This window comes from Rhizobium sp. 007, from assembly GCF_015353075.1.
Lineage (GTDB): Bacteria > Pseudomonadota > Alphaproteobacteria > Rhizobiales > Rhizobiaceae > Rhizobium.
Map to the genome: position 1 here is coordinate 1035875 of NZ_CP064188.1, position 23891 is coordinate 1059765.

The 23891-nt window shown below is 58.7% G+C and carries 20 protein-coding genes and 1 tRNA gene; 13 read left to right on the forward strand and 8 right to left on the reverse strand.

Annotated features, from left to right (window positions below; genetic code table 11):
* Window positions 1-4: 4 nt before the first annotated feature.
* From ISN39_RS26070 to ISN39_RS26090, 5 genes are read left to right on the forward strand one after another with little or no spacing between them, the layout of a single operon-like run.
* Window positions 5-3073 (forward strand): AAA family ATPase, encoded by a 3069-nt coding sequence (locus ISN39_RS26070; protein WP_194731044.1) that lies wholly within the window; start codon window positions 5-7, stop codon window positions 3071-3073.
* Entirely contained in the window at window positions 3060-4286 is a 1227-nt protein-coding gene (locus ISN39_RS26075; protein ID WP_246763434.1) for a YcaO-like family protein, read from the forward strand. The genes ISN39_RS26070 and ISN39_RS26075 overlap by 14 nt, the downstream gene beginning before the upstream one ends.
* A 7-nt stretch (window positions 4287-4293) precedes the next feature.
* Entirely contained in the window at window positions 4294-5055 is a 762-nt protein-coding gene (locus ISN39_RS26080; RefSeq protein WP_194731045.1) for a TfuA-like protein, read from the forward strand.
* Between the two features lie 43 nt (window positions 5056-5098).
* Window positions 5099-6283 (forward strand): hypothetical protein, encoded by a 1185-nt coding sequence (locus tag ISN39_RS26085; RefSeq protein WP_194731046.1) that lies wholly within the window; start codon window positions 5099-5101, stop codon window positions 6281-6283.
* Window positions 6284-6303: 20 nt separating this feature from the next.
* Window positions 6304-6975, forward strand: coding sequence for a hypothetical protein (locus ISN39_RS26090; protein WP_194731047.1), 672 nt, complete (start codon window positions 6304-6306; stop codon window positions 6973-6975).
* A gap of 458 nt (window positions 6976-7433) precedes the next feature.
* Here the strand turns inward: ISN39_RS26090 and ISN39_RS26095 are convergent, their stop codons facing one another.
* Both ISN39_RS26095 and ISN39_RS26100 read right to left on the reverse strand, forming a co-directional pair.
* Complete coding sequence (locus ISN39_RS26095) at window positions 7434-7997, reverse strand: hypothetical protein (protein ID WP_246763435.1); 564 nt, start codon at window positions 7995-7997, stop codon at window positions 7434-7436.
* A 90-nt stretch (window positions 7998-8087) separates the two neighbouring features.
* Window positions 8088-8163, reverse strand: a tRNA-Val gene (locus ISN39_RS26100).
* Between the two features lie 271 nt (window positions 8164-8434).
* Here ISN39_RS26100 and ISN39_RS26105 point away from each other — a divergent pair.
* Complete coding sequence (locus ISN39_RS26105) at window positions 8435-9040, forward strand: class I SAM-dependent methyltransferase (protein ID WP_194731048.1); 606 nt, start codon at window positions 8435-8437, stop codon at window positions 9038-9040.
* A gap of 17 nt (window positions 9041-9057) precedes the next feature.
* Here ISN39_RS26105 and ISN39_RS26110 read toward each other — a convergent pair whose 3' ends face one another.
* The gene (locus ISN39_RS26110) at window positions 9058-9786 is read right to left on the reverse strand and encodes a YoaK family protein (protein ID WP_194731049.1); all 729 of its coding nucleotides are present in this window, start codon (window positions 9784-9786) and stop codon (window positions 9058-9060) included.
* A gap of 334 nt (window positions 9787-10120) precedes the next feature.
* On the opposite strand from ISN39_RS26110, the gene ISN39_RS26115 reads away from it, so the two are divergent.
* The 7 genes from ISN39_RS26115 to ISN39_RS26145 are packed head-to-tail and all read left to right on the forward strand — an operon-like array spanning window position 10121 to window position 17699.
* The gene (locus tag ISN39_RS26115) at window positions 10121-11758 is read left to right on the forward strand and encodes a TIGR04028 family ABC transporter substrate-binding protein (protein ID WP_194731050.1); all 1638 of its coding nucleotides are present in this window, start codon (window positions 10121-10123) and stop codon (window positions 11756-11758) included.
* A 52-nt stretch (window positions 11759-11810) separates the two neighbouring features.
* The gene (locus ISN39_RS26120; RefSeq protein WP_074072061.1) at window positions 11811-12755 is read left to right on the forward strand and encodes an ABC transporter permease; all 945 of its coding nucleotides are present in this window, start codon (window positions 11811-11813) and stop codon (window positions 12753-12755) included.
* Window positions 12752-13669: an ABC transporter permease gene (locus tag ISN39_RS26125; RefSeq protein WP_194731051.1), complete on the forward strand. Its 918-nt coding sequence runs from the start codon at window positions 12752-12754 to the stop codon at window positions 13667-13669. The genes ISN39_RS26120 and ISN39_RS26125 overlap by 4 nt, the downstream gene beginning before the upstream one ends.
* Entirely contained in the window at window positions 13666-15366 is a 1701-nt protein-coding gene (locus ISN39_RS26130) for an ABC transporter ATP-binding protein (RefSeq protein ID WP_194731052.1), read from the forward strand. Before ISN39_RS26125 ends, ISN39_RS26130 begins: the two co-directional genes overlap by 4 nt.
* Window positions 15363-16412, forward strand: a complete 1050-nt coding sequence (locus ISN39_RS26135) for a putative FMN-dependent luciferase-like monooxygenase (protein ID WP_074072057.1) — start codon at window positions 15363-15365, stop codon at window positions 16410-16412. Before ISN39_RS26130 ends, ISN39_RS26135 begins: the two co-directional genes overlap by 4 nt.
* 30 nt (window positions 16413-16442) lie before the next feature.
* On the forward strand, window positions 16443-17075 hold the full coding sequence (locus tag ISN39_RS26140) for a CMD domain protein (RefSeq protein WP_194731053.1): 633 nt from the start codon (window positions 16443-16445) through the stop codon (window positions 17073-17075).
* 12 nt (window positions 17076-17087) lie between these two features.
* Entirely contained in the window at window positions 17088-17699 is a 612-nt protein-coding gene (locus ISN39_RS26145; protein ID WP_194731054.1) for an alkylhydroperoxidase domain protein, read from the forward strand.
* A gap of 34 nt (window positions 17700-17733) precedes the next feature.
* Here the strand turns inward: ISN39_RS26145 and ugpC are convergent, their stop codons facing one another.
* The 5 genes from ugpC to ISN39_RS26170 all read right to left on the reverse strand — a co-directional run bounded on the left by ugpC (window position 17734) and on the right by ISN39_RS26170 (window position 23851).
* On the reverse strand, window positions 17734-18810 hold the full coding sequence (gene ugpC / locus ISN39_RS26150) for a sn-glycerol-3-phosphate ABC transporter ATP-binding protein UgpC (RefSeq protein WP_194731925.1): 1077 nt from the start codon (window positions 18808-18810) through the stop codon (window positions 17734-17736).
* A 1-nt stretch (window position 18811) separates the two neighbouring features.
* A complete protein-coding gene (locus ISN39_RS26155; RefSeq protein WP_194731055.1) occupies window positions 18812-20740 on the reverse strand; it encodes a glycoside hydrolase family 127 protein in 1929 nt (642 codons plus the stop codon).
* A 22-nt stretch (window positions 20741-20762) separates the two neighbouring features.
* Window positions 20763-21626 (reverse strand): carbohydrate ABC transporter permease, encoded by an 864-nt coding sequence (locus ISN39_RS26160; RefSeq protein ID WP_074072051.1) that lies wholly within the window; start codon window positions 21624-21626, stop codon window positions 20763-20765.
* Window positions 21623-22537 (reverse strand): sugar ABC transporter permease, encoded by a 915-nt coding sequence (locus tag ISN39_RS26165; RefSeq protein ID WP_194731056.1) that lies wholly within the window; start codon window positions 22535-22537, stop codon window positions 21623-21625. The genes ISN39_RS26160 and ISN39_RS26165 overlap by 4 nt, the downstream gene beginning before the upstream one ends.
* A gap of 75 nt (window positions 22538-22612) precedes the next feature.
* On the reverse strand, window positions 22613-23851 hold the full coding sequence (locus ISN39_RS26170) for a sugar ABC transporter substrate-binding protein (protein ID WP_194731057.1): 1239 nt from the start codon (window positions 23849-23851) through the stop codon (window positions 22613-22615).
* Window positions 23852-23891: the final 40 nt, after the last annotated feature.

Consider the following 23891-nt stretch of genomic DNA (forward strand, 5'->3'; position numbering starts at 1 on the left):
GGCGATGCCTCACGAGAGTGCGAGCAACATACCACGATCATCGCCAAAGACCCCTCGGCGCAAAGGCCGCTCTTCAGGGTATGGCGGAGAACGGCGCATTGTAACTGCGCTTTCTTACGACCTGGTGGGATCAACCGATCTTTTCCACGTGATGGACATCGAAGATTACCAGGATCTGATCGCTGGATTTCAAAGTGCTGCGAAACAGTCGATAACGGCGCGTTCCGGCGTCATGCTTGTTGAGGCCGGAGACGGAGGGGTAGCGCTGTTTCCGGCCGAACTCGGCGCCAGGGATGCCGCGTCGCTTGCCATCCGCGCGGGATTGGGGATCATCGACGCCTGCAAGCGACTTAGCCGGGAAGTCGGTCGCCATTTGCACGTTCGCATCGGCATCGCGACATCGGTCGCGTTGATCCAGAAGGCACAGGAGAAGGACAAGACGCAGGAACCTATTGCAGGTGCGTCCCTCGCCATGGCTACGCGCCTGCAGGCCATAGCCGCGCCCGATAGCGTTCTCGTCTCCGAGGAGACGCGCAACCTCGCGGGCCGGTCGCACGCCTTTGTATTCGAAGGCATTCGAACGCTTAAAGGTTTTGCCGAACCGGAGAAAGTATGGCGTGCGCTGGGTCATAAAAAGGAGGTCGACAGATTTTATGCGTTCGGAAGGCTTGATGGTCCGTTCATCGGACGCACACGTGAACTCGGCATGGTTGCGAAGTCATGGAAAAGCGTGCTTGAAGGGCATGGTGAAGTTCTCTCGATCGAAGGCGATGCGGGGATCGGCAAGTCGCGGCTCTTGCACGAAATCAGGAAAATTACACAAAGCGGCCGGTCGAAATCATTCCTGTTTCAATGCCTTCCCGGCGGCTTCCGCTCGACCCTTCATCCGCTCCGGAACAGCTTTCCCGGCTCCGACTCGGGCGGACAATCGCGGCTGACCGCCGCCGCCGTTGCAACTCAGTTTCAGCGCCATGGCGTTTTTGATGCGGATGTTATTGAAGTATTTACCCATATTCTCGGAGCGTCGGGCCGGAACGAGGTTTTGTCGAACCTCGATCCCAAGGCCGTGCGGGAAAAAGCCCGCCGTGCCATGGTCCGCGCGCTTGAGATGATGTCCGTCAATGGACCGATCGTCATAGCCATCGAAGACATCCATTGGATCGACCCGACCTCGCAGGACTTGCTGGCAGAAGCCTCGCGAGTCGTGGAGAAGTTCCCTATACTTCTCGTCGCCACCTTTCGTCCCGGCCCCTCGATGGAGTGGCTGAATGAGAGAAATCCGACGCGTATTGAACTCGAGCCTCTCGACCGTGAAGAAGCGAGGCTGGCGATAGAGGCGGGATGGCCGGAGCACCGCAAGGCCCTACTCCCGGAACTGATTGAAGTCACCGAGCGCATATCAGCGGGTATTCCCCTGTTCATCCAGGAAATCTGCCGGTGGTTTTCCGAAAGTGCAGAGACCGACCCGATGAAAATGTCAGGAAAGGCTACACCGGGTCATATTCCGGCATTGGCGGGAATACTCGATGCGCGGCTTGATAACCTCGGCTTCGCGAGGGATATCGCGCTAGCCGCAGCAGTCTCGGGCGCCCGCGTCACGCTGCCGCTCCTTCGCGCGCTTCTGCCCGACTTTAGCAAGAAGTCTCTGGTGACCGCGGCGGATGCGCTTTGCGAGACCGGATTTCTTACGCAGATCAGAATGCCAGGAACAATCGCATATGGCTTCCGGCACGCCCTAATTCGGGAGACGATCTACAATACGTTGCTTCGCAAACAACGCAGGATACTGCATGGGCGCCTTTTTGCGGCAGTAAGCCAAGATCGTGAAATCGCCCCTTGGTTCGATATCGGCGCGGTTGCCGAGCATGCAGAGCATGCGGATCTCTTGGAAGAGGCAATCGATCGGTTCATTTTGGCTGGAAAGGAAAGTTCGAGCCGGTCGGCGATGGTGGAGGCGCAGCACTATCTCGAACATGCCTTGGCACTCTGCGACAAGATCAGCGAAAGCAGTTCGGCCGAGTTGCTGCAGCTTTCAGCATTGACTGCCCTCGGGCCCGTCTTAACCGCAACAGTGGGGCAGAACTCGCCACCAGCGCGTAAGCTATATGAGGACGGCGTCGCCATCGCCCGGCGGCGGCCAATGGAGGAGCAGTCCGAATGGTTTCCAATCTATTGGGGTTGGTGGCTGACCGGTAAGGATTTCCTTGTCATGCACGAACGGGCGCTTGAAGTGCAGGTGATGCTGTCCCAAGTCGACGATCCGGAGACAAGGCTTCAGGTCAATCATTGCATCTGGGCGATTGAATTCAACGTCGGCAGACATCGGGAAACGCAGGATGCGATTGCGGCAGGCCTAGCGCTTTATGACGAGCGGCTGGCAAAAACGAGCAGGACGTTGTTTGGCGGCCACGACGCGAAGGTTTGCGGCCTTGGGCAACTGGCACTGTCGCTTTGGCTCACGGGACAGGTCGAGGCATCGGACAAAGCGCTTTCGGAGATGGTCGCATTTGTCGATGGAATATCCCATGCTCCAAGCAAGGCTCATTCGCTCGACACCGAAGCGGTATCGGCCTTCTATCGGAACGATCATGAGCGCCTCGTCGAGATCTCGTTGCGAATGGGAGAATTTGCCCGACAACACGAGATGCAATCTCTCTCAGGGCTCTCCCTTCTCTTTGGGGGATGGGCCAATGCGCACAGCAAGAATCGCTCCGCCGGTTTTGAGATGTTTCAGGAAGGGCTGTCGCTTCTCAGACGGCTGGGAGCAGTCGCTGATCTGCCGATTTACCTATACATGCATGCGACCATGTTGGGGCTCGCGGGCAACTATGCATCAGCGATCGAGGTGGCGACCGATGCGATCAGGGAAGCCAAGGACACTGGTCACGCTTATTGGCTGGCGGAGCTTTACAGGGGACGCGCCGTCCTTCATGCCAAGGGAAAGGCTGGTAGGGAACTGGCCGCCGCAGATCTGCGGACGGCCGTTAAGATCGCTGCCAATCAGGGGGCCGTCGCCCTGCATCAAAGGGCTATCCATTCGATCAGGGAACTCGCCGTTGATGTCGAATTCTGAGCGCGGGAGCCTGAGATTGAATCGGCCGGACGATGGCGCGCTTTTGGCTTTGCACAGCGAAATCGTTTCGAAGATGAGGTCGCCGCTCCCGCAACAGCCTAGTCTGGACGAGACCGAGCGCTGCTTTCGGACCATCCTGTCGCTCTGCCGCCGCGCGCAAATTACCAGGCTGGGAGACCTGACCGGCCTCGACCGTCTCGGCCTTCTGATTGTTCAAGCCACCCGGCCGGGCGCCCTGTCCGAAGTCACGTCGCTCGGACGTGGTCTTTCCATCGCGGCCGCGGCGGTCGGCGCCATCATGGAATCCTTGGAGCGCTTCTATGCCGAGACGATACCGTCGGACCGGGTCTTTTTCGCCACGGCAGACGATCTCGGCATAGCCCCAGGTCTATTTGAAAATCTGGTCTTGACGGATTGCCGGAACGGTTGGCGGGAACGGACCATTCCCTGGGTCTCCGGGACCGACGTCGTCACCGGTTCTCTGCAGCCGGTTCCGCTGGAGCTCGTCGACACGTGCTATATCGAGCCGCCGCCGCACGACGGGCTGTTCGTTCGCACGACAACCGGCCTTGCCTGTCATATGACGTCCTGCGAGGCTTTCCTCCATGGGCTGTTCGAATGCATCGAGCGCGATGCTATCGCTCGCGCTTTCCAGACCCACGGATTTCTGGATCGAATGCGGATATCGACTTCCGGATTGGGAAGCAGCTTCGATCAAATGCTGTCTCGAGCCGCCGCCCGCGGGATTTCAGTCGGGCTTTGGCATGCCTCCTCGCCAGCAATGGTTCCGGTGGTATGGTGCCAGACGATCGAGACGGGCTCCAGCGAACCCATTCTCGCGCTTCCCACGGAGGGTTATTCTGCGGGTCCCAGCATCGAGGCTGCGGCCTCCGACGCCCTGCTGGAGGCTTTGGCTGCGCGAGCCGGCGCGATATCGGGTACGCGAGACGATCAAACCAGAAGGCATTTTAAAAAAAGAACTGACGCCGTCGTTGCGAGGGCCCGCGAACTCATTCTCAATCAGACACCCGCAGCAGGAGATTCATCAAGTAAGGCCCTTGTGGTTTCCAGTCCGGGCGATGTGATCGAGAGGGTCGTTACTGCCGGGCTGGGACCTGTGCTCGCTGTGCCGGTGGGGTCGGATGCTGAAACCGGTGTTCAATGCGTCAGAACCATTCTTCCAACAGCACATCCTTTCTCTATTTTGCGTTGAAGCTCCCATGGCCGCTACAAACGGTGAAGGCCCTATTCTGGTATTTCTCGGCCCGACCATGCTGCTGGGGGCGGCAGAGAAAATGCTCGATGCCATCTTTCTGCAACCAGCCTCCCAAGGCGACATCCTGCTCGCCGCTCATGCCTTCCATCCTCGCGCGATGGTGCTCATTGACGGCCAGTTCGAAGACAGGCCGGCTGTCCGGCATAAGGAAATCCTGTGGGCCATGTCGCAGGGGATTCTGATGATCGGCGCTGCGAGCATGGGAGCGCTGCGGGCGGCGGAACTCTGCGAATTCGGCATGATCGGCCTTGGGCTGATCTACAGATGGTATCGAAGGTGGCCGCTTGCTCCCGATGATGCAGTCGCCGTTCAGTCCGGACCGGCGGAGCTCGGCTTTCTTCCGCTGACGGATTCCATGATCGACCTTCAGCGGACGTTCTCCGCTCTGATGCGCCGAAAAATCATCACGCCCGCCGAGCGGAGCCTTCTTACGTCAGTCGCTCGCGCGATGAATTTTAGGGACCGCTCGCTCGGGGCGGTTCTCCGTGCTGTGGGATGGCCGGATCATAGAATTTCCGAGCTGGGCAAGGATATGGTGACAAGGCAAAAAAAAGTCGACGCGCTGCTTGCCCTGCGCATGGCTTCCCGCCTTTCGGCACAGCACGGCACGCGCCCAGCCGTCGCGCATCCATGGATCGTCACCAACACGTTCATCAGAGATCTGGAGGCTGCTCATATTGACATAAGCTTATTAAGCACATACTAATTAAACGTTGTTGCCATCCCTTTCTTCATTGTGAGATACCGTGATGGAACTGCGCCAAAACGCTACACTAGAAAGAGTGGAATCGCGTTTGGGCACGCGATTCTGGATATTTCCTCAACCTCCCTTCATCCCCGGCTACGAACAGCCGGATCGCGTATGGCTATCCATACTGCCCGACGAGATCGGTGATGGTCCCAGTGACATCTCAATGTATGTGGTGGATCCACTTTTCGACAAGCAACCTTACGGTCTTTCCCGATTGCCGCCATTCGACGGCGCCATGCGTCCACCGACCAGGCCCGGCCCGGATCGGCACTTCGACAGTCTGGATCCACGGTCGCGATCGTATCTCGGCGTCCACGCCTACGCGTGCGTGAATTTCGTCATCGATATCTGGCGCAGCTACCTGGGGCGGCCCGTCCGCTGGTTCTTCGATCAGACCTATCCGCGACTTGAAATCGTTCCCTTCCTGGAGTGGAGCAATGCTCAGGCCGGCTATGGTTTCCTTGAACTCGGCTGCTCAAGAGCCGGTGGCGTGGAACGGCCCTTCGCGCTGAACTTCGATACCATCGCCCACGAGATCGGGCATTTGATAAGTTTGTCGGAGACAGGCGTTCCAACCGGGATAACGCGCGAAGCCGACTACTTTCCGTTTGCCGAGGCTTTTTCCGACATCGTGTCGCTTATCTCGTTCCTGCATTTCGATTCAGCCATCGACCGGCTGCTGCGCCGCACGAGAGGCAACCTGCTGCTGTATAACGAACTCAACCGTTTTGCGGAGACAAGCCCGGAGACCCAGATCCGCCTCGCGACGAATTTTCGAAGGATGTCGGAAGTTACGCGGGAGGTTCACGACCGCTCCCTTCCGTTCGTCGGCGCCGTGTTCGATAGCATCGTTGAGCTATACCATCGCCAACTCGTCGCAAATGGCTGCGCCGACAAGCGGCTTCTCAACATCGACCTTCGGGACCTGGCGCAAGACGAATTCGACAGATTTCGGCAATTGACCGAGGAAACTTTCAGACAAAGGCCGCTGTTTTTCAAACTGGCGCTGATCACCGCCCGGGACTCCGTTGGGCGCGCGCTTGCCGCGTCGCTGCGCAATTTGGATCCGAACACCATGCGGCTTGATCAGGCAGCAAGTGCCATCATCTCGGCCGCCGATGGCGCCGCGGCTGATCAACTGGAGGAAAATTTCGTTTGGCGTGAAATTATCGGTTCAAGATAAAACCTTGAAAGGAGAGGGAAATGAGCTGTTGCTGTGATCATCCCCGCGTGGGTAGCACTCAAACCGGGCTGACTGAACCAACCGGGAATTCCTACAATCCCGGCGAGGTAAGATTGTATGGCCGCCCCGCCGGTCCTCAATTATTCGAGATGAAAGCCAACGATCTCGATGAGATCATTGAAAAGCAAATAGTTGAGAAGAAACTTGGAAGAGAGAATTTTGCCGCCATACGAGACACCGTCAAATCCGTTTATATTGAAAGTCTCGCCTTAATTGGCGAAAATATTACGTTTGCGTTATCGCACGAAAAAAAGCTTTATACTTTGCCTATTGACATCAATATTCCGCAACAATGCTGCAAAGACGGCGAACAATATATAAAAAGCTTGGGCGTCATATATGGTTACGCATATGAGGGCCATTGCTACAAATTGCCGAAGCCGCAAATCATGCTGCTGCCAGAGGAGGCGCGGCGGATCGTGGGCGGCACTTGCGGGTGTGATTGCGGTTATGTAGCAGAACTTGGCTACGCCGTCTGGTCGCTCGACAAGCTTCAACGCGTCGTGGTGCTGGATGTTCGTTCCGACGATATCAAAACACTGGTCCTGGATGAGAACCTGCCCGGCAACCGTTCGCCGCTGGCCTATGCGCAGACAATGCTGCTGGCCTCGCCGCGTCAGCGTGACTACTAAATGACCGCGCCGGCGGCCGCAAGGCCGCTCGACGGCGTCTCACTCAATCAAATCGATCATGTCCTTTGGCGATTGCCCGTCTCCAATTCGAGACAGTTTGGCTTTCGAAGGATTGGAGTTTCTGGTCCGTCAATGTTTTGGTTGAACCAACCGAGGATGTCGTGGCGGCAGGTTCAAATCTTGTGAACCGTAGATTCGAAATCATCCAGGGAGGCCTCAGTCTTCCCTGTCGACGAAGACGCTCAACATGTCGGCTCTCGTCATGCGTTCGCTTTTCAGGTCGATGTCCGAGAGCGCGAAGTCGATGAGGTTGGTGTCTGGTTTGATGGTATGCGTGGGGGCGTGCCGTTGCCATCCTCGTCGACGAAGGTGGGCAGCTTTTCCTGGACGCCTGCGAGCGACATTGAAACACCATGTTCAATTCTCGATGAAAATATCCCCCAATGCCGGGTCACTTCTCAGTGCAAATCAACAGGTGGCAGAGTGGTTGAATGCACCGCACTCGAAATGCGGCATGCCTGCAAGGGCATCGGGGGTTCGAATCCCCCCTCTCCGCCATTATGAACCTTTAAAATCAGTCGGGCACTCGTGATCCTATGGCCGACCAATTGCTCTAGCTGGTCATCTGATAGACGGCCCGAAAAGCCGTCGCGAAACATGCGCCCGTCGTCCGGGTCAGGATCTAGTCGACCATAGCGGTGATCGTGATTCCGTATCGCTGCATCGAAGTCGATCTGACTTTGATACTCACGCACTGCGATCTGCTGGACTGTGAGAGGATAGGGGGCGGCTTTTGGCTGCTGGCCGGTTGCTGCCTCGTGCTTCTGTCGGGCGATGCCGATTTGCCGCTGTATAGAAGCAAGCGCTGCAGCATGGTTGCGGAGCGCGGTTCGACGGTCGCCGCCGAGCTGAATTTCTAATTCCGCGCGGTTGTCGAGATATGGCCGAAGTTGGGAGGGGATGACAACGCGGGCCGAATATCGCCCGTTGCGCTCTTTCCAGTGTTGCGGCTTGCCGGCCATGCGAAACCCATTTGTGACGTGATTTGTGACGCCAATATGGGAAAAACGCCTTACGGCGCAAGGGCTTCCAACGATTTCAAAGGGATGGAATGGTGGGCGATGAGAGACTCGAACTCCCGACATCCTCGGTGTAAACGAGGCGCTCTACCAACTGAGCTAATCGCCCCTCGATGCCGCAGCATCCAGCGTGCAGGCTCTCTATCGATATCGGCGCAGAACTGCAAGACCATTGCCGGGTTTTTTCTCCAAAATTTTTCGAACCGGCAATCATCAGCCCATATGCATTACGGGCACGCGTCAGATTATTGTGAACCGCTGGCAGGTCCTGTTGTCTTGCAAGCTTTCGTGACGCCGGACTTGCGTATAGAGATGGGCTGCGTCGCGGCACGTTCTGGTGTTGTGTCGCGGCAACAAATCATTCCGCACTGGAGCACAGAGTGAAAACGCGCGAAGAGCGGCTGCGCCTGAGGAGCAGCACACCTCGAACAAGGCTTGATTTTGTCCATACCGAAGGCGCCAAACTGCTGCCTGATCGCAATGAACTCCTCTATCGTCTGCCCAATCATGCAGTTGCAGCCGAGATTGGCGTCGCTGAAGGAGAGTTCACGTCTGAAATCCTCAAGCGGAACCGCCCCGAAAAACTCTTCCTGATTGATCCGTGGGGGATGGATCGTTACTCCGCCGGCATGGCGACGGTGAGCGAGAAATATGCCGACGAGATAAAAGGGGGAACGGTGGTGATCCGGCAGGGCACGTCGCTTGAAGCTCTCAGCACGTTTGACGATGGTTTTTTCGACTGGGTTTATATCGACACGGATCATTCCTTCGAACTCACCTGGAAGGAGTTGGTCCTGTCAAACTGCAAGGTCAATCGCGGCGGGCGAATTGCCGGCCACGATTTTTGTACCGGCAACACCGTAAAGCCGATCGTCTATGGCGTCGTGGAAGCCGTCAACAAGTTCTGCGCGGAATACGGATGGCGCTTCGAATACCTGACGCTGGATCCGGATGCGCATTTTTCCTTCTGCCTGCAGCGCCTCTGATGCACCGGCCCCGTAAGTCACGGGGCCTGTGCCCGCTGCTGCCGCACCCGGAAAATGCCGGCCATGGCAATCGCCAGCAATAGCGCGGCAGTGGCGATAAGCAACAAGCCGCCGGCGGAGCGATAGACGAGGACGCCCAGGATCCCGCCGAACAGGAACGCTAGGATGGTTTGGACATGTAAAAGGAGCTTGGCGCGGTCATACTGCGCCTCCCTGGGTCGCTCCCGTCCACGCAGGATGTCAAACGCCATCCCAAGCTCGATGCCGACATCGGTCGCCATTCCCGATATATGGGTGGTCCTTACCCGAGCGTTGGAAATACGGGTGACGACTGCGTTTTGAAGGCCCATGAGAAAGGCAAGGCCGATCACGAGAACCGGTGCCCGCCATTCTCCAAGCAGCCAAAGGTCGGCAAAGCCGAGTATCGCAAGCAATATCCCCTCGGTCAGGATGCTGTAGGCGTAGATGGCATGTATGTTGCGTCTGCGGCCGGCATTGATGAGCAGCGTCGAGACGGCGGCGCCCAGGATGAAGGTGACGATGATCGCAAGGTAGAACAGGGCGGAAATCCACGCGCCGACGGCAATGTGGTCGGAAAATGCGGAGATGTTTCCGGTCATGTTCGCCGAAAAGAAGCCGACCGCGTAAAAGGCGGCCGCGTTGAGCGCGCCGGCGATCGCCGCCAGACAAGAGGCGAGCTTCCTGTCAATCTGTTCGTTGCGTTCGTGCCCCTGGCGGATCAGCATGGTCTGTCTTCAACGTGGCGGGATCGGGTCAATGCTAGGAAGAAAAGGTCAATGCCGTGAAAAATCGATGCGGTCGGGCGTTTTTTAGGTCGCCGAGAGCAGAGGATTCTGTGCGATCCATCCATTTTTCAACCTGAACGTCAACACGGTCGACACCTCAAACGCGTTTCGACTTTTCAGCGGGCGCATTTGGCTCTCCACGCCGGATATTGCCGGTTTCATCCCTGCGTGAGTTCTTCATTTCATCCTGCGGACGCAAAATAGAACATCAATTCTATGGATTAAAACATGAAAACCATATCCTTCGGCCATGTTCGATCCGAGGGAAATAGACATGAGCTTCACAAATTTGGGCGCTGCCGCATTGATCGGGGCATTGTCGTTGACGATTTCTGCTTCCGCGGGCATTGCGGAAGATGCGGCCAAGCCGGTTACGGGCGGCACGCTGATCTATCTCGAGCAGCAGGCGCACACCAATCTTTATCCCCCGGCCGGCGGTTTCTATCCGAATGGCGGCGTGCTCAATCAGATTACTGATAAATTGACCTATCAGAATCCGAAGACGCTCGAGATCGAGCCCTGGATCGCGCAATCCTGGACGGTCAACGAGAATGCGACGGAATATACCTTCAAGTTGCGCGAAGGCGTGACTTTCTCGGACGGGTCGCGGCTCGATGCGAATACGGTTGCGAAAAACTACGATACGTTCGGTCTCGGCAACAAAGCGTTGAAGCAGCCGGTTTCGGAAGTCATCAACAATTACGACCATTCCGAAGTTATCGACCCGCTCACCGTAAAATTCTACTTCAAAAGGCCATCGCCGGGATTTCTGCAGGGAACGTCGGTTATCGGCTCCGGCCTAGTTTCGCTGACGACGCTGGCTTTGCCGTTCGAACAGCTCGGGGATGCAACCAAGATCATTGGCTCAGGCCCCTTTGTCGTCGAAAGCGAAACGCTCGGCAAGGAACTCTCGCTGAAGGCGCGCCAAGACTACAACTGGGGTCCTGCAAAGTTTAAACATCAGGGCCGCGCCTACCTCGACGGCATCAAATATGTCATCACCGGGGAGGACAGCGTGCGGATCGGCGCGCTGCTTTCCGGCCAGGCGGATTTCATCCGCCAAGTGCAGGCCTATGACGAAGAGCAGGTCGAAAGCCAGGGTTATAAGATCTTCACGCCGCCCACGCGCGGCGTGAACAACAGCGTCGTCTTCCGCCCAGACAACCCGCTCGTTGCCGATCTGCGCGTCCGACGGGCGCTGCTGCATGGCACGAATACGCAGGAGATCGTGTCGACGCTCTTTTCCGTCAACTATCCCCAGGCAAAATCGATCATCGCTTCGACGGCGCAGGGCTATGTCGATCTGTCCTCGAAGCTTGCCTACGACCCTGTCGAAGCCGCAAAGCTGCTCGACGATGCCGGCTGGAAGGCCGGCGCCAATGGCGTGCGTGCGAAAGACGGCCAGCCACTTATCTTGACAGCCTATGAATCGCCGCCGCAGCCCCAGAACAAGGCAACGCTCCAGCTTGTCGCGCAGCAATGGGCGAAGCTCGGCGTGACGCTCAATGTTCTTGCAGGCGATGCCGGCAGCAAGACGGTCGATGATCTCGATCCGGAAAAGACGCCCGTTTCGCCGGCGATGGTGGGCCGCGCCGATCCCGACGTCATCAAGAGCCAGTACTATCCGAAGAACCGCGACGTGCTTCGCCAGAAGGGCGGATTGAGCGACAAGGTGAAGTCCTTTGCGGACGGCAGGCTGAACGGCCTGCTTGAGCAGCTTTCGTCAGAACCCGATCGTGCGAAGCGCCTGACGATTGCCGGCGAGGTTCAGAACTACGTGATCGATCAGGCCTATGCCATCCCGATCTTTGAAGAGCCGCAGGCCTTTGCCGGCGCACCTTATGTGCAGGGGGTAGCCTTCGAGGCGGTCGGCCGCCCGAGCTTCTACAGCATCTGGCTTGCTGAACACTAACCGGCCGAAAGCCCGGCAAGAGCCGGGCTAGTTCGCTGAGACGGAGTTTGCCATGGCAAGATATGTTCTTTCACGCACAGGGCAGGCGCTTCTGGTGCTCTGGGCCGCCTTCACGATTTCCTTCGTGCTGCTGCAGGCGATGCCCGGCGACGCGGTGCTGATCAAATTCCAGAACCCGGAATACGGCCTCAGCCCGGAACAGCTGGCCGATATTCGTGCAGCCTACGCAGCAGACGGGTCTCTGGCGTCGCAATATCTGCAAACAATCGGCAACTTCCTGACAGGCAATTTCGGCTATTCACTGCAGCGCGGTGTCGCCGTCAGCGCGCAGCTTGCGGTCAACCTGCCCTCGACCATCCGGCTTGCAGGGCTCGGCTTTGCCACCGCTTTAACCCTCGCGGTCATTCTTGCGATCTTTTGCAACATTCCGGGCCTCGGCCGGCTTCGTTCGTTCATTCATTCTATCCCTTCGCTGTTCGTCTCCGTGCCCACTTTCTGGCTCGGCATCATGCTGATCCAGATATTCTCGTTCCGGCTGAAACTCGTGCCGGTGATCAATCCCGGGCCATGGGAGGGACTGATCCTTCCCGTCCTGACCGTTGCCGTTCCGATTTCCGCACCGATGGCGCAAATCCTGCTTCGGAACATCGATGAGGTCCTTACGCGTCCCTTCGTGGCTGTTGCGCGCGCCAAGGGCGCATCGCATTCCTGGGTGTTGTGGCGCCATGTCGCAAGGAACGCACTGCTGCCAGTACTGACGGTGGCTGGTGTGCTCTTCGGCGAACTGCTGGCCGGTGCCGTCGTGACCGAAGCCGTCTTCGGCCTCAACGGAATCGGCGGCCTCGCCGAACAGGCAGTGACCTTCCAGGATGTCGCGGTTTTGCAGGCGATCGTCGTCATATCTGCAGCCACCTTCGTCGCCATAAACCTTGCGATCGATCTGCTCTATCCCGTGCTCGATCCGCGACTGAAAACCAAATTGGGGACCGCGCGATGACCCAGCTCGACAGTGCAGAACGGCACCTCAATATCAAAAGTCCGGATCCGGTCGACTGGATCGCGGAAGCACCGGTCGCCGATGAGACGCTGCCGACCGCCGAAGGAAAGAGGCACGGCATCCGCGTCCAGCCCGACTTTGTGCTCGCTGTTGTGATCCTAACCCTTGTCGTTTTATGGGCTGTCGTTCCAGGGCTCTTTACCGCGTATGACCCGATCCAGGGGCAGGCGGGTCAGCAATTGAAACCGCCTGGGACAGCGCATCTGCTCGGTACGGATTCGCTCGGCCGCGATCTTTACGCGCGGCTCGTTCATGGTTCGGTGCATACGCTTTCCGGCGCGCTTGCGGCTGTCGCCATCGGCATTGCCATCGGCACGGCGCTCGGCCTTCTTGCAGGTTCCTTAGGCGGTTTGGTTGACGGGGTCATCATGCGTCTCATGGATGTGCTGCTCTCGATCCCGGCCCTATTGCTGTCGCTCGGTATCATCATCCTTCTCGGATTCGGCACGACAAACGCTGCCATCGCCGTCGGCGTAACGTCGATTGCAAGCTTTGCCCGTATCGTGCGCTCGGAGGTCGTGACGGTGCGCCGCAGCGAATATGTCGAGGCGGCCTTCGGCAGCGGCGCCACGTTCCTGAAAGTGCTGTGGCGGCACGTTCTGCCGAATTCGCTGACATCTGTCATTGCGTTTGCAGCGCTGCAGGTCGGGTCGGCCATCCTGCAACTTTCGACCCTCGGTTTTCTGGGCTACGGCGCGCCACCCCCGACGCCGGAATGGGGCCTGCTAATTGCCGAAGGCCGCAACTATATCGCAACCGCATGGTGGCTGACGGCCGCACCCGGCATCGCCGTGGTGCTCGTCGTTCTCTCGGTTAACCGGGTCAGCCAGGCAATCGGAAAGGTGCAGAGATGACGATCCAACCGGTCAGTCGGCCGAACGGCGCGACCCAGCCCGCCGCAGTCCTCGAAGTGTCGGGGCTGACGGTCTCCTACAGCGATCGGAACGGAACGCGTACTGCGGTGCGCGGGATCGATTTTCGCGTTGATCCGGGCGAGGTCGTGGCGCTTGTCGGCGAGTCAGGTTCGGGCAAGAGCTCGACTGCGCAGGCAATCATCGGCCTTCTGCCGGAAAACGGACGCCTCGAGAAAGGCAGTATCCGGCTGAACCGGCAGGAGATTGCCGGCTGGCCTCAGAAGCGGCTCGATGGCATTCGCGGTTCAGTCGTGAGCTTGATACCGCAGGATCCGGGCAACGCGCTCAATCCGGTTAAGACTATCGGCAAACAGGTGGCGGAGATCTTCGCAATCCACGACCAATCTTCCGGACCGGTTGCCTATGCTCAGGCAATCGAACTGCTTGGGCGCGTCGGCCTCTATCAGCCGACGTTGCGTGCCCAGCAGTATCCGCACGAGCTGTCCGGCGGCATGAAGCAGCGCGTGCTGATTGCGATTGCAATTGCACTGAGACCCTCGCTGATTATTGCCGACGAGCCGACGAGCGCGCTCGATATGACGGTCCAGAAGCACATTCTCGACCTCATCGACGCGCTGCGCCGCGAATGTGGGACAGCGCTCCTATTGGTGACGCACGATCTTGGAGTTGCCGCCGACCGGGCCGACAAGCTGGTGGTGCTGAAACATGGCCGCATTCAGGAACAAGGCCGTATCGGCGATATCCTGAGGGCGCCGCAAAGTGCATATACGCGACAGCTTCTTGCCGACGCGCCGTCTCTCAATGCCGGTCGACGCCGCGTGCCGGCTGCTGCAGGAGCGCCGGCCACAGAGCCGGACGATATCATCGTTGTCGAAAATCTAATCCAGGATTTCGGCCTCGGCGGACACAAAGGCCAATTTCGCGCCGTCGACGACATCTCGTTTCGGGTCCGGCGCGGCACGACTCATGCGCTTGTCGGTGAATCGGGATCCGGCAAGACAACGACAATCCGTACTGTGGCGGCCTTCCAGAAGCCGACGGCGGGGAACGTGTTCGTCGATGGTCTAGACCTGGCTCGTCTGGGCGGTGAAACGCTGAGGCTCTTTCGCAAGAAGATCCAGCTCGTCTATCAGAATCCCTTTGGCTCACTCGATCCGCGCCAGACCATTGCACGGATTGTCGAGGAGCCACTTTTGAACTTCGATCCGATCTCACGCGCCGAACGGGCTGAAAGGGTCGCAAACACACTCGAAAGGGTGGGGCTGACGCTCGATATGCTGCAGCGCAGGCCGCATGCGCTTTCCGGTGGACAGCGTCAGCGCGTTGCGATTGCCCGTGCGCTGGTCCTTGGTCCGCAGATCCTCGTTCTCGACGAGGCGGTCTCAGCGCTCGACGTCACCGTGCAGGCGCAGATCCTGTCATTGCTCGACAAACTGCAGCGCGAGCTTGGGCTCACCTATCTTTTCGTCTCCCACGATCTCGCCGTGGTCCGCCAGATCGCCGACACGGTCTCGGTGCTGAAAGAAGGCAAGCTCGTCGACAGCGGGCCGGTGGAGGGTGTCTTCGGCGATCCGCAGCATGCCTACACGCGTGAGTTGATCGATGCCATTCCCGGCAAGAAATATCCGCCCATCCCGAGGCGGTCGTCGTTGACCAATGCAGGAACGAATCCGTGAGATATCCAGTCCAGCCGAAGCGTCTCGGCTTTTTCAGTCGGGTACTCGACCAGGCCGATCCGGCAACCCGCTACCGGCTGGTTGTCGAGCAGGTCATCCATGCGGAAAAGTTCGGATTTAACAGCGCCTGGATTGCCCAACACCACTTCAATGGCGAAGAAGGGGGACTTCCTTCACCCCTTATCCTTCTTGCCGAACTTGCGGCGCGAACATCGCGCATCCGGCTCGGAACAGGCGTGATCACGCTTCCGATGGAGAATGCGGTTCGTGTTGCGGAGGACACGGCGGTTCTCGATATCCTTTCGAATGGCCGCCTTGAAATCGGTTTCGGCACGGGCGGCACGCCTGCAGCCTTCCTGCCGTTCGGCCTGCAAAGTGCCGATCGCGGCCAGGTCTATGCTAAGAGCCTTGCGATGGTGCGCGGCGCCTGGGCCGGCCGCGAGCTGGAAGGCGGCAACCGCCTCTATCCAGATGCGCCGCACTTGCTTGATCATGTCTGGCAGGCGACGTTTTCCGTCGACGGCGGCGAGCGTGCTGGCCGTGATGGTGATGGTCTGATGCTTTCGCGGACGCAGCCGCGTCCGCTTGAAGCCCCGTCTGCGGCGCTTTGGGAATTGCAAAATCCGATCATTGATACCTATCTCGGAGCGTTGGCCGACTGCCGCGCGCCGCGCATTCTCGGTTCCCGCAGCCTCTTTGTCGCCGATGACCGGAAGGAGGCGCTGCATTTTGCCGAACTCGGGCTTAAGCGCAGCGTCGAGCGCTTTGTCGCAAGCGGTCATAAGATTACCGGCACGACGACAGAAGACCTCATCAAGGCATTCGATGTGCATGTCGGAACGCCGGACGACGTGATTGCGTCGCTTAAGGCCGATACTGCGCTGTCGCGAGTGACCGATCTCGTCTTCCAGGTGCATTCGGTTGATCCGCCGCAAGAGCATATCCTGCGCTCGCTGGAATTGACGGCAACCATCGTGGCGCCCGCGCTTGGCTGGACGGGCCAGGCTCTGCTTCATCACGAGCGGCGGCTCGCAGCCAACGCCTGATTTTCGGCTCTCCAAGAAAGGGTAACGACCATGACCTCTTCGACACCTGACGTTATCGATCTTTTAGCCGGCATCCACGCCGGATCCTTCGTCGATCGCATTCGTGCGGAACGGCCTGAAACACGCTCAAATGCGCAGAAGAGCTATCTGGCACTTTTCGAGCCGGTACAGGAAGGAGGCATCTTGCGGATGGAGCGGCTTGCCGTTGCCGCCTTCGTTGCGGGATTGCACGATGCAAGCGCGCCAGCAGAATTCTATACGGCCGGCATCATCGAGACGACGGGCGGCGCTTCTCTTGCCGCAGCCGTCAGAGCAGAGGTCGAGAAGGGGCGCACGCATGGCCCCTACGGCAGGTATCGTGCGGCACCCCTATCGGCTGGAGACAAGTCGGGCCTGGTCTTTGAGGTATCCGATTTTGGACGCGTCGCTCTCGGAGTTAAGCTTTCGGCGGCGCTTGAACATAGCCATCTGCTGGTGTTCCGGCCGCGAGAGGCGTCTCCGGCTGCCTTGCAAAAATTGCTGGATGCCGGATGGAGCACGACGGCGATCGTGACGCTTTCGCAGATCGTTTCCTTCCTTGCATTCCAGATCCGCGTGGTCACGGGGCTTGCGGCGCTATCCAAGGCGGGCGAGGGAACACTTGCTTCGGCAGCAGCCGAATAAGGAGACGATTACATGACCGAGATTGCAATCCATCCTGAGCTCGAGCACCGCCCGACCGCCTTCACACAGGCCGAGATTGGCTGGACACCCTGGTTGGCACCGCTCGTAGAAGAGGAACTGACAGACCGGCATTGGGCCGGGCTCGTTGATCCATCGCGCGCCAAGTCGGCTTACTTCATGCTGCTTGTACGCGATCCGGAGATCCTAGAGGCTCGCACGAAGACCGACAAGGACATCTTCTACAATACGGCGGCCGGTCTGCCGCGCGCCGATAGGGAGCTGTCTGCGACGGCCGCGTCGCGGCTGAACGGCTGCATTTTCTGCGCCTCGGTCCATTCCCGTTTTGCCTCTCATTATTCCAAGCGCACCAGCGATGTTCAGCGCCTGCTCGACGAAGGAACGGATACCGACCTCGGCAGCCGCAGGTGGAATGCAATCGTCGAGGCTTCGGTCGCTTTGACGGCGACACCATCCGCCTTCAATGAAGAAGAGATCGCCCGGCTGCGGTCCGAAGGTCTGAACGATCTGGAAATTGCCGACGTCATCCATGGTGCCGCTTTCTTCAACTGGGCCAACCGACTGATGCTCTCGCTGGGCGAGCCGACACCTGCGGCTGAAGCCTGATGGCGCCGAATTTTATCTCGATAGAGAGAAGATTTTAATCCGCCAGCCGCTTTCCATCTGCATCGAAGAAGCGGCGCTTGGTCATCTCGCTTGCAAGATGGACGGTGTCGCCGGCCTCGATTGTGAGCGAAGACCTGTGTTCAGCGGTAACGGTCTGGCCATCATCGAGTTGGCAGTAGAGGTACTGAGTTCCGCCCAGGTACTCAAAAAAATCAACGCGCGCTCTAAGCGTCTGCGCCGCAGCTTCAGCGACAATGAAGTGCTCCGGGCGAACGCCGAATGTAAGCCTTTCGCCCGCCGAAAGCTTTCCAGATGCAATCGGCGCCGGGATGACGGTCCCGGCGATGCTGATTGTGCCGTCGCCTGACCATGTCGCTTGCAGTAAATTCATCCGCGGTGAGCCGATGAAACCCGCTACGAAGACATTGGCCGGGTTCTCATAGACTTCACGCGGCGTTCCGGCTTGTTCGATACGCCCATCGCGCAGAACGACGATTTTGTCCGCAAGCGTCATCGCCTCGGTCTGGTCATGCGTCACATAGATCATCGTGTTGCCGAGTTCGCGATGCAGCCGAGCAATCTCGATGCGCATCGAGACCCGCAATTCGGCATCGAGATTGGATAGCGGCTCGTCGAACAAGAACACGTCCGGCTTGCGCACGATTGCCCGGCCGATCGCAACGCGCTGGCGCTGACCGCCGGAGAGTTGTCCGGGCCTGCGGTCGAGCAGGTGCTCGATCTTCAAGATCGCGGACGCGGCCTTCACACGTGCTTCGATCTCTGCTGCCGCCGTTCTCGCCATCTTCAGTCCGAAGGCGAGGTTTTCGCGCACGCTCATGTGTGGGTAAAGCGCATAGGACTGAAACACCATGGCAATGCCGCGCTCGGAAGGATCGAGATCGGTGACGTTGCGTCCCTTGATCTCGATCTCGCCGTCGGTGACCTCTTCCAATCCGGCAATCATGCGAAGCAGCGTCGACTTTCCGCAGCCGGACGGTCCGACGAAGACAACAAAGGAGCCTTCGGCAATTTCGAGGTCGATGCCATGAATGACATCGAGGCTGGCGAAACTCTTGCGGACGCCCGCCAGCACGACGCCAGTGTCAGCCAGTTTACTCACCGCGTTCTTCACCTGCTCTTACCCAGACAAGCATCTCACCTGGCGCTCGATTGTCCCAGAATGGATAGGGCACGAAGCGCGCAGTCGTTTCGCGTGCATGCGGCGGCGACGCCCTGTAAAGGGCGCTGCCCCAATCGGCCTCATCGCGCCTTGCGGGCAAATCCAGAGCGACGGCACCACGAAGCTCGGCGACTTCGGAAGTTGTCGCTTTCGAAACGTCGCCATTGAGCCGGATTCCATTCAAGCCGGAGCCGTTGTCGGTTGCCTCGACGCAGTAGACCAGAGGGCCGCGCATCAAAGCGGTGCGGCCGGCATCCTGGCGCACGAGCGGATTGGCAAAGAGCGAGCGCGCCGCAAGGGGAATGTCGAGATCGACGTGATCGCCGCTTTTCCATTCCCGCTCGATGCGGGCATAGCCGTCGAGCGCCACGGATGAAAGTTCAAGCGCCTCGCCATTCACCTTGATCGCGACGCCGTTTGCCCATTCGGGGATACGAAGCGACACTGCGAAACGCGCCGGCCTTTCCGTTACGATGTCGAAACATATGGCGCCATCCCAAGGATAGCGCGTCTCCTGCGCGAGCGTGATATTGGAGCCATCAATTTCAAAATGGGCCTTGCTTTCTCCGTAGAGATGTACGGCGATCTCGTCGTCGGCAACGGCATACATATACGACCCGATGGAGGAAAGCAGGCGGGCAATGTTCGGCGGACAGCACGGGCAATGATGCCAGATCCAGCGATGATGCTTACCGGCACTTTCAAGTGGGTTTTCATAAAAGAACGTGCGGCCGTCGAGCGAAATACCGGCCATTGCGCCATTGTAAAGCGCCTGTTCCATGATGTCGGCATAGCGGCGGTTCGGGCCGCGGCCGAGCATGCGGCTTGCCCAGAAGACAAGGCCGACCGAAGCACATGTTTCCGCATAGGCGCTTTCGTTCGGCAAGTCGTAGTAGTCGGTGAAGCCCTCATTTGCCGCGGCCGGGCCAATGCCGCCTGTAATATACATCTGCTTGGTGGTAAGGTCGTCCCAGAGTATTTCGAGCGCTGCAGTCAGCGTGTCGTCGTTATATTCCGTCGCGATATCGGCCATGCCGGAATAAAGATACATCGCACGCACCGCATGGCCGACCACCTTCTTCTGCTCGCGCACCGGTTGATGCGCCTGATTGTATTCGTAAGTCTTCTGGATGAAATTTGCCGGATCGCGCCCATCGCGGGTCGCCTCTTCGGTGAAGAAATGCGGCTCTGTGCCACGCTCGTCTATGAAATACTTGGCGAGATCCAGATACTTCTTCTCGCCGGTCACCCGAGCGAGTTTCACGAGCGCAAGCTCGATCTCCTCATGGCCGCAATAGCCCGGTATCTGGCCCTCGCCATGGCCGAAGACCTTGATCATATAATCGGCATACCGGCACATGATGTCGAGCAGCTTTCGCTTGCCCGTCGCCTGATAATAGGCAACGGCGCCCTCGATCAGATGTCCGGCGCAATAAAGCTCGTGGTGATCGCGCAGATTGGTCCAGCGGCGACCGGGCTGAACGCGTTGGAACCAGGCATTCAGGTAACCGTCCGCGTCCTGCAGTTTCTCGTACATGTCGATGATTTCGTCGACGCGCGCCTCAAGTTGGGGATTGGGGCGCCGGTAGAGCGAATAGGCGACCGTCTCGATCGACTTTCCAAGGTCGCTGTCCCAGAACATCTGCGTCGTACCGCCCCAGGGCTGAATTGGAATGACGACACCGGGGCCTGGCTGGCTGGTATCGATCGCGCGCAGCATGCCCGCCTCCACGCAGCGGTCGAGAAGTGTCTCAGCCGTGGACTCGCAGATGGCATCCTGACGGTCACCGAAGATCCCGTAAAGCTCGACGTTTGGAACGGGCAGGGGGCGGAACTGGCGGTCACGTTTTGGCTTGTTCATGGCTTCATCCGTTGTAGCTGGTTCATTTTACCGCGCCGGCCATCAGCCCGCGCATGTAGTAGCGTTGCAAAAGCAGGAAGACGATGAGGCAGGGGATCGTCATGACGACGACGCCCGCCTGCACAGCACCCCAGTTGATGGCGCCAAGGCGGCCGGCGCGCACCGCCGTCATGAGAACCGGCAGGGTGTATTTCTCGTTGCTGGAGAGCAGCACAAGTGCTGCCAGGAACTCATTCCAGGCATTCAGGAACGCAAAGATCGCGACGGTGGCGACACCCGGCAAGACGAGGGGCAATAGCACGCGCCCGAGGAGTTTTAAATCACGGGCGCCGTCGATGCGCGCAGCCTCCTCGATTTCCTTCGGCACGGCGTCGAAAGCATTTCGCATCATGAAGACGGAAAAGGGTAGCTGAAGCGTCACATAGACGAGCGTCAGCCCGAGCAGCGAATTGTTGAGACCGAGCTTTGCAAGGATGATGAAAAGCGGAGTCAGGATCGACTGGAACGGGATCATCAGTGTCGTGATGATCAGCACGAAGAGCACGTTCTTCAGAGGAAAGCGGTAGCGCGAAAATCCGTAGCCCGCTAGCAGGCTGACTACAACCGTGAGTACCACGGTGGCAAGGGAAACAAGCAGAGAATTGATCATATGCCGCCAGATGCCGGCGCCGAAGGTATCCAGCAATCTGTAGGAATCGAAGCTTATTCCCGCGGTCGGCCATGGTGGCAGGGGCGGCAGGCTCGCTTCGGTTCCATGCCGGAACGAGGCAAGCAGCGTGACGGCGAAAGGCGCCAGAAAGAAGATTGCGATGGCGATCCCGGTCAGGTGATAGGCCGATTTCTGGCGCAAGCGCTTTCGTGCACGTTTTTCCTTCGCGGAAATCATGGGTGATCCCCTCCGACACGGAGCAGCCGGAGCTGCACGATGCTGATAGCCACCAGGATCGCGAGCAGCGCGATCGAGAGCGCTGCGCCATAGCCGAGATTGAAGGACACGAAGGACTGATTGAAGATGTAGTAGACGACCGAGATCATCTTGTTCTGCGGTCCGCCGGCCGTCATGATGTAGAACTGGTCAAAGGCGAGGATCGATCCGGTGACGGAGACGATCAGTGCCAGTGCGATCGTCTTGCGCATCAGCGGCAGTGTCAGGTGCACGAAGCGTTGCCAACGCCCGGCGCCATCGATGCGGGCCGCCTCGGTGAGTTCGGCGGGAATAGCCTGAAGTCCGGTCAGGAGGATGATCATGGTGAAGCCTGCGATCTTCCAGACGACCATCACGACAATCGTCAGAAACGCCGTGTCGAAAGTCGCAAGCAGGTTGGGGCTCTTTGCCACGAGGCCGAGGCCTTTCAAGGCGGGACCGATGAAACCGCTGTCGACATTGGCGAGCCAAACCCAAAGCAGCGAGGCCGTCGCAAGGCCGACGACCACAGGCAGGAAGATGACCGTGCGGTAGGCGCTGACAAACTGCCGCTCTTTCTCGACGAAGATCGCGAGCGGAAAGGCCACCGAAAAGATCGCGATCGTGACGATCACGGTATAATAGGCCGTAAAATTCAGCGCTGTTATGAAGCGACTGTCGTTATACATGCGAAAATAGTTGTTGAATCCGATCCAGCGAGAAGCGCCCATCAGCGGCCAGTTGTGAAGGCTCATCCATCCGGTGAAAAGCACCGGCATGATGAAGAAGACGATAACGAGCGCCATGGCCGGCGCGATATAGGCAAGGCCGCGCCATTGCGATCTCCGACGCCTGCGCGCGGAAGATTGGCGCGGTAAGCCTGAACCTGTCATCGAGAACGCTCCGCATCTGTCGTTGAGGTTGGCCGGGAAGCTGCCACCGCCTCCCGGCCCGCGGCCGGGAGAGGATTATTGGCCGCTGTCTATGATCGATTGCATTTCCGACTGGGCGCTTGAAAAGGCGCCGTCGACATCGTCGCCGAAGATCGCGGCATTGGTGAAGCTGGCCCATGGGCCGTTGGCGCTGTTGATCAGATCGTTGAACTGCAGCGTATAGGGTGTCTTGGCAACGCCAATGGCCTTGAGGCCGACCTGCATGCGCGGATCGAGGCCTTCCAGGACCTTGTCGGCGATATCGCCTCGCGTCGGCAGGCTGCCGTATTTCGCCATGACCTTCTGGCCATCCACTGAGTAGACGTATTCGAGGAATTCCTTCACGGCGTCGATCTTCTTCGTGCCCTTGGTGATGACGAAATTATCGCCGCCGGCGAAGGAGGACGGCTTTCCGTCGACGCCAGGAATGAGCGTTACCCCGAAGTTGATGTCCGGATGTTCGGTCACCAGCGTGCCGATGGCAAAGGCGCCGAGGCTCTGCTGACCGATTTTGCCATTGGTGAAGGTGAGGAAGTTCGCGCCGTTGTCGCTTGCAGCTCCCGCCGGCACGAGGTCCTTCTTGACCATGTTGCGATAGATATCGACGGCCTTGCGCATTTGCGGGGTATCAAGTGTTGCTGCCTTGCTGTCGGCCGACAGGATATCGGCGCCGGCACCCCACACGAGCGGCGTGAAGGTGAATATCATACAGCCACCGCAGCCGCCGCCGGAGAAATAAAATCCGTAGGTGTCTTCACCGAGCGCGCGGATCTTTTCCGCGTTGGCGGTAATCTCGTCCCATGTTTCCGGTGCCTTTTCCGGGTCGAGACCGGCCTTCTTGTAGAGATCCTTGTTCCACGCGAAGACCGATGTCTCGACGGAGAGCGGCAGGCCGTAAATGCGGTCCTGATAGGTTCCGAGGCGAACGTGTGACGGCGACAGCGAATTGAAGTAAGGCAGAGATTTTGCCCAGTCCGTCAGGTCCTCCAACTGGCCGGCCGCAGCAAAGGCCGGGTTATAGATAAGATCCATCGAAAGGGCGTCGGGGGCCTGTCCGCCGGCAATCGCGGTTGCATATTTCTGCACCAGTTCGGAAAATGGCACCTCGGTTGCGACGACCTGGTTTTCGTGGTTGGCGTTATAGGCTTCGACGACCTTCTTGAAGGCGTCGCCGATCCCCGAGCGGACCCACATTTCAACTTTTTCGGCGGCCGATGCTCCGGATACCAGGCATAGGGTAGCGATGCTGGTCGCTGCTATTAGGCGCTTGATCATGACATTCCTCCCAATATGGCGCGTCTCCTCGCGCCGCTTC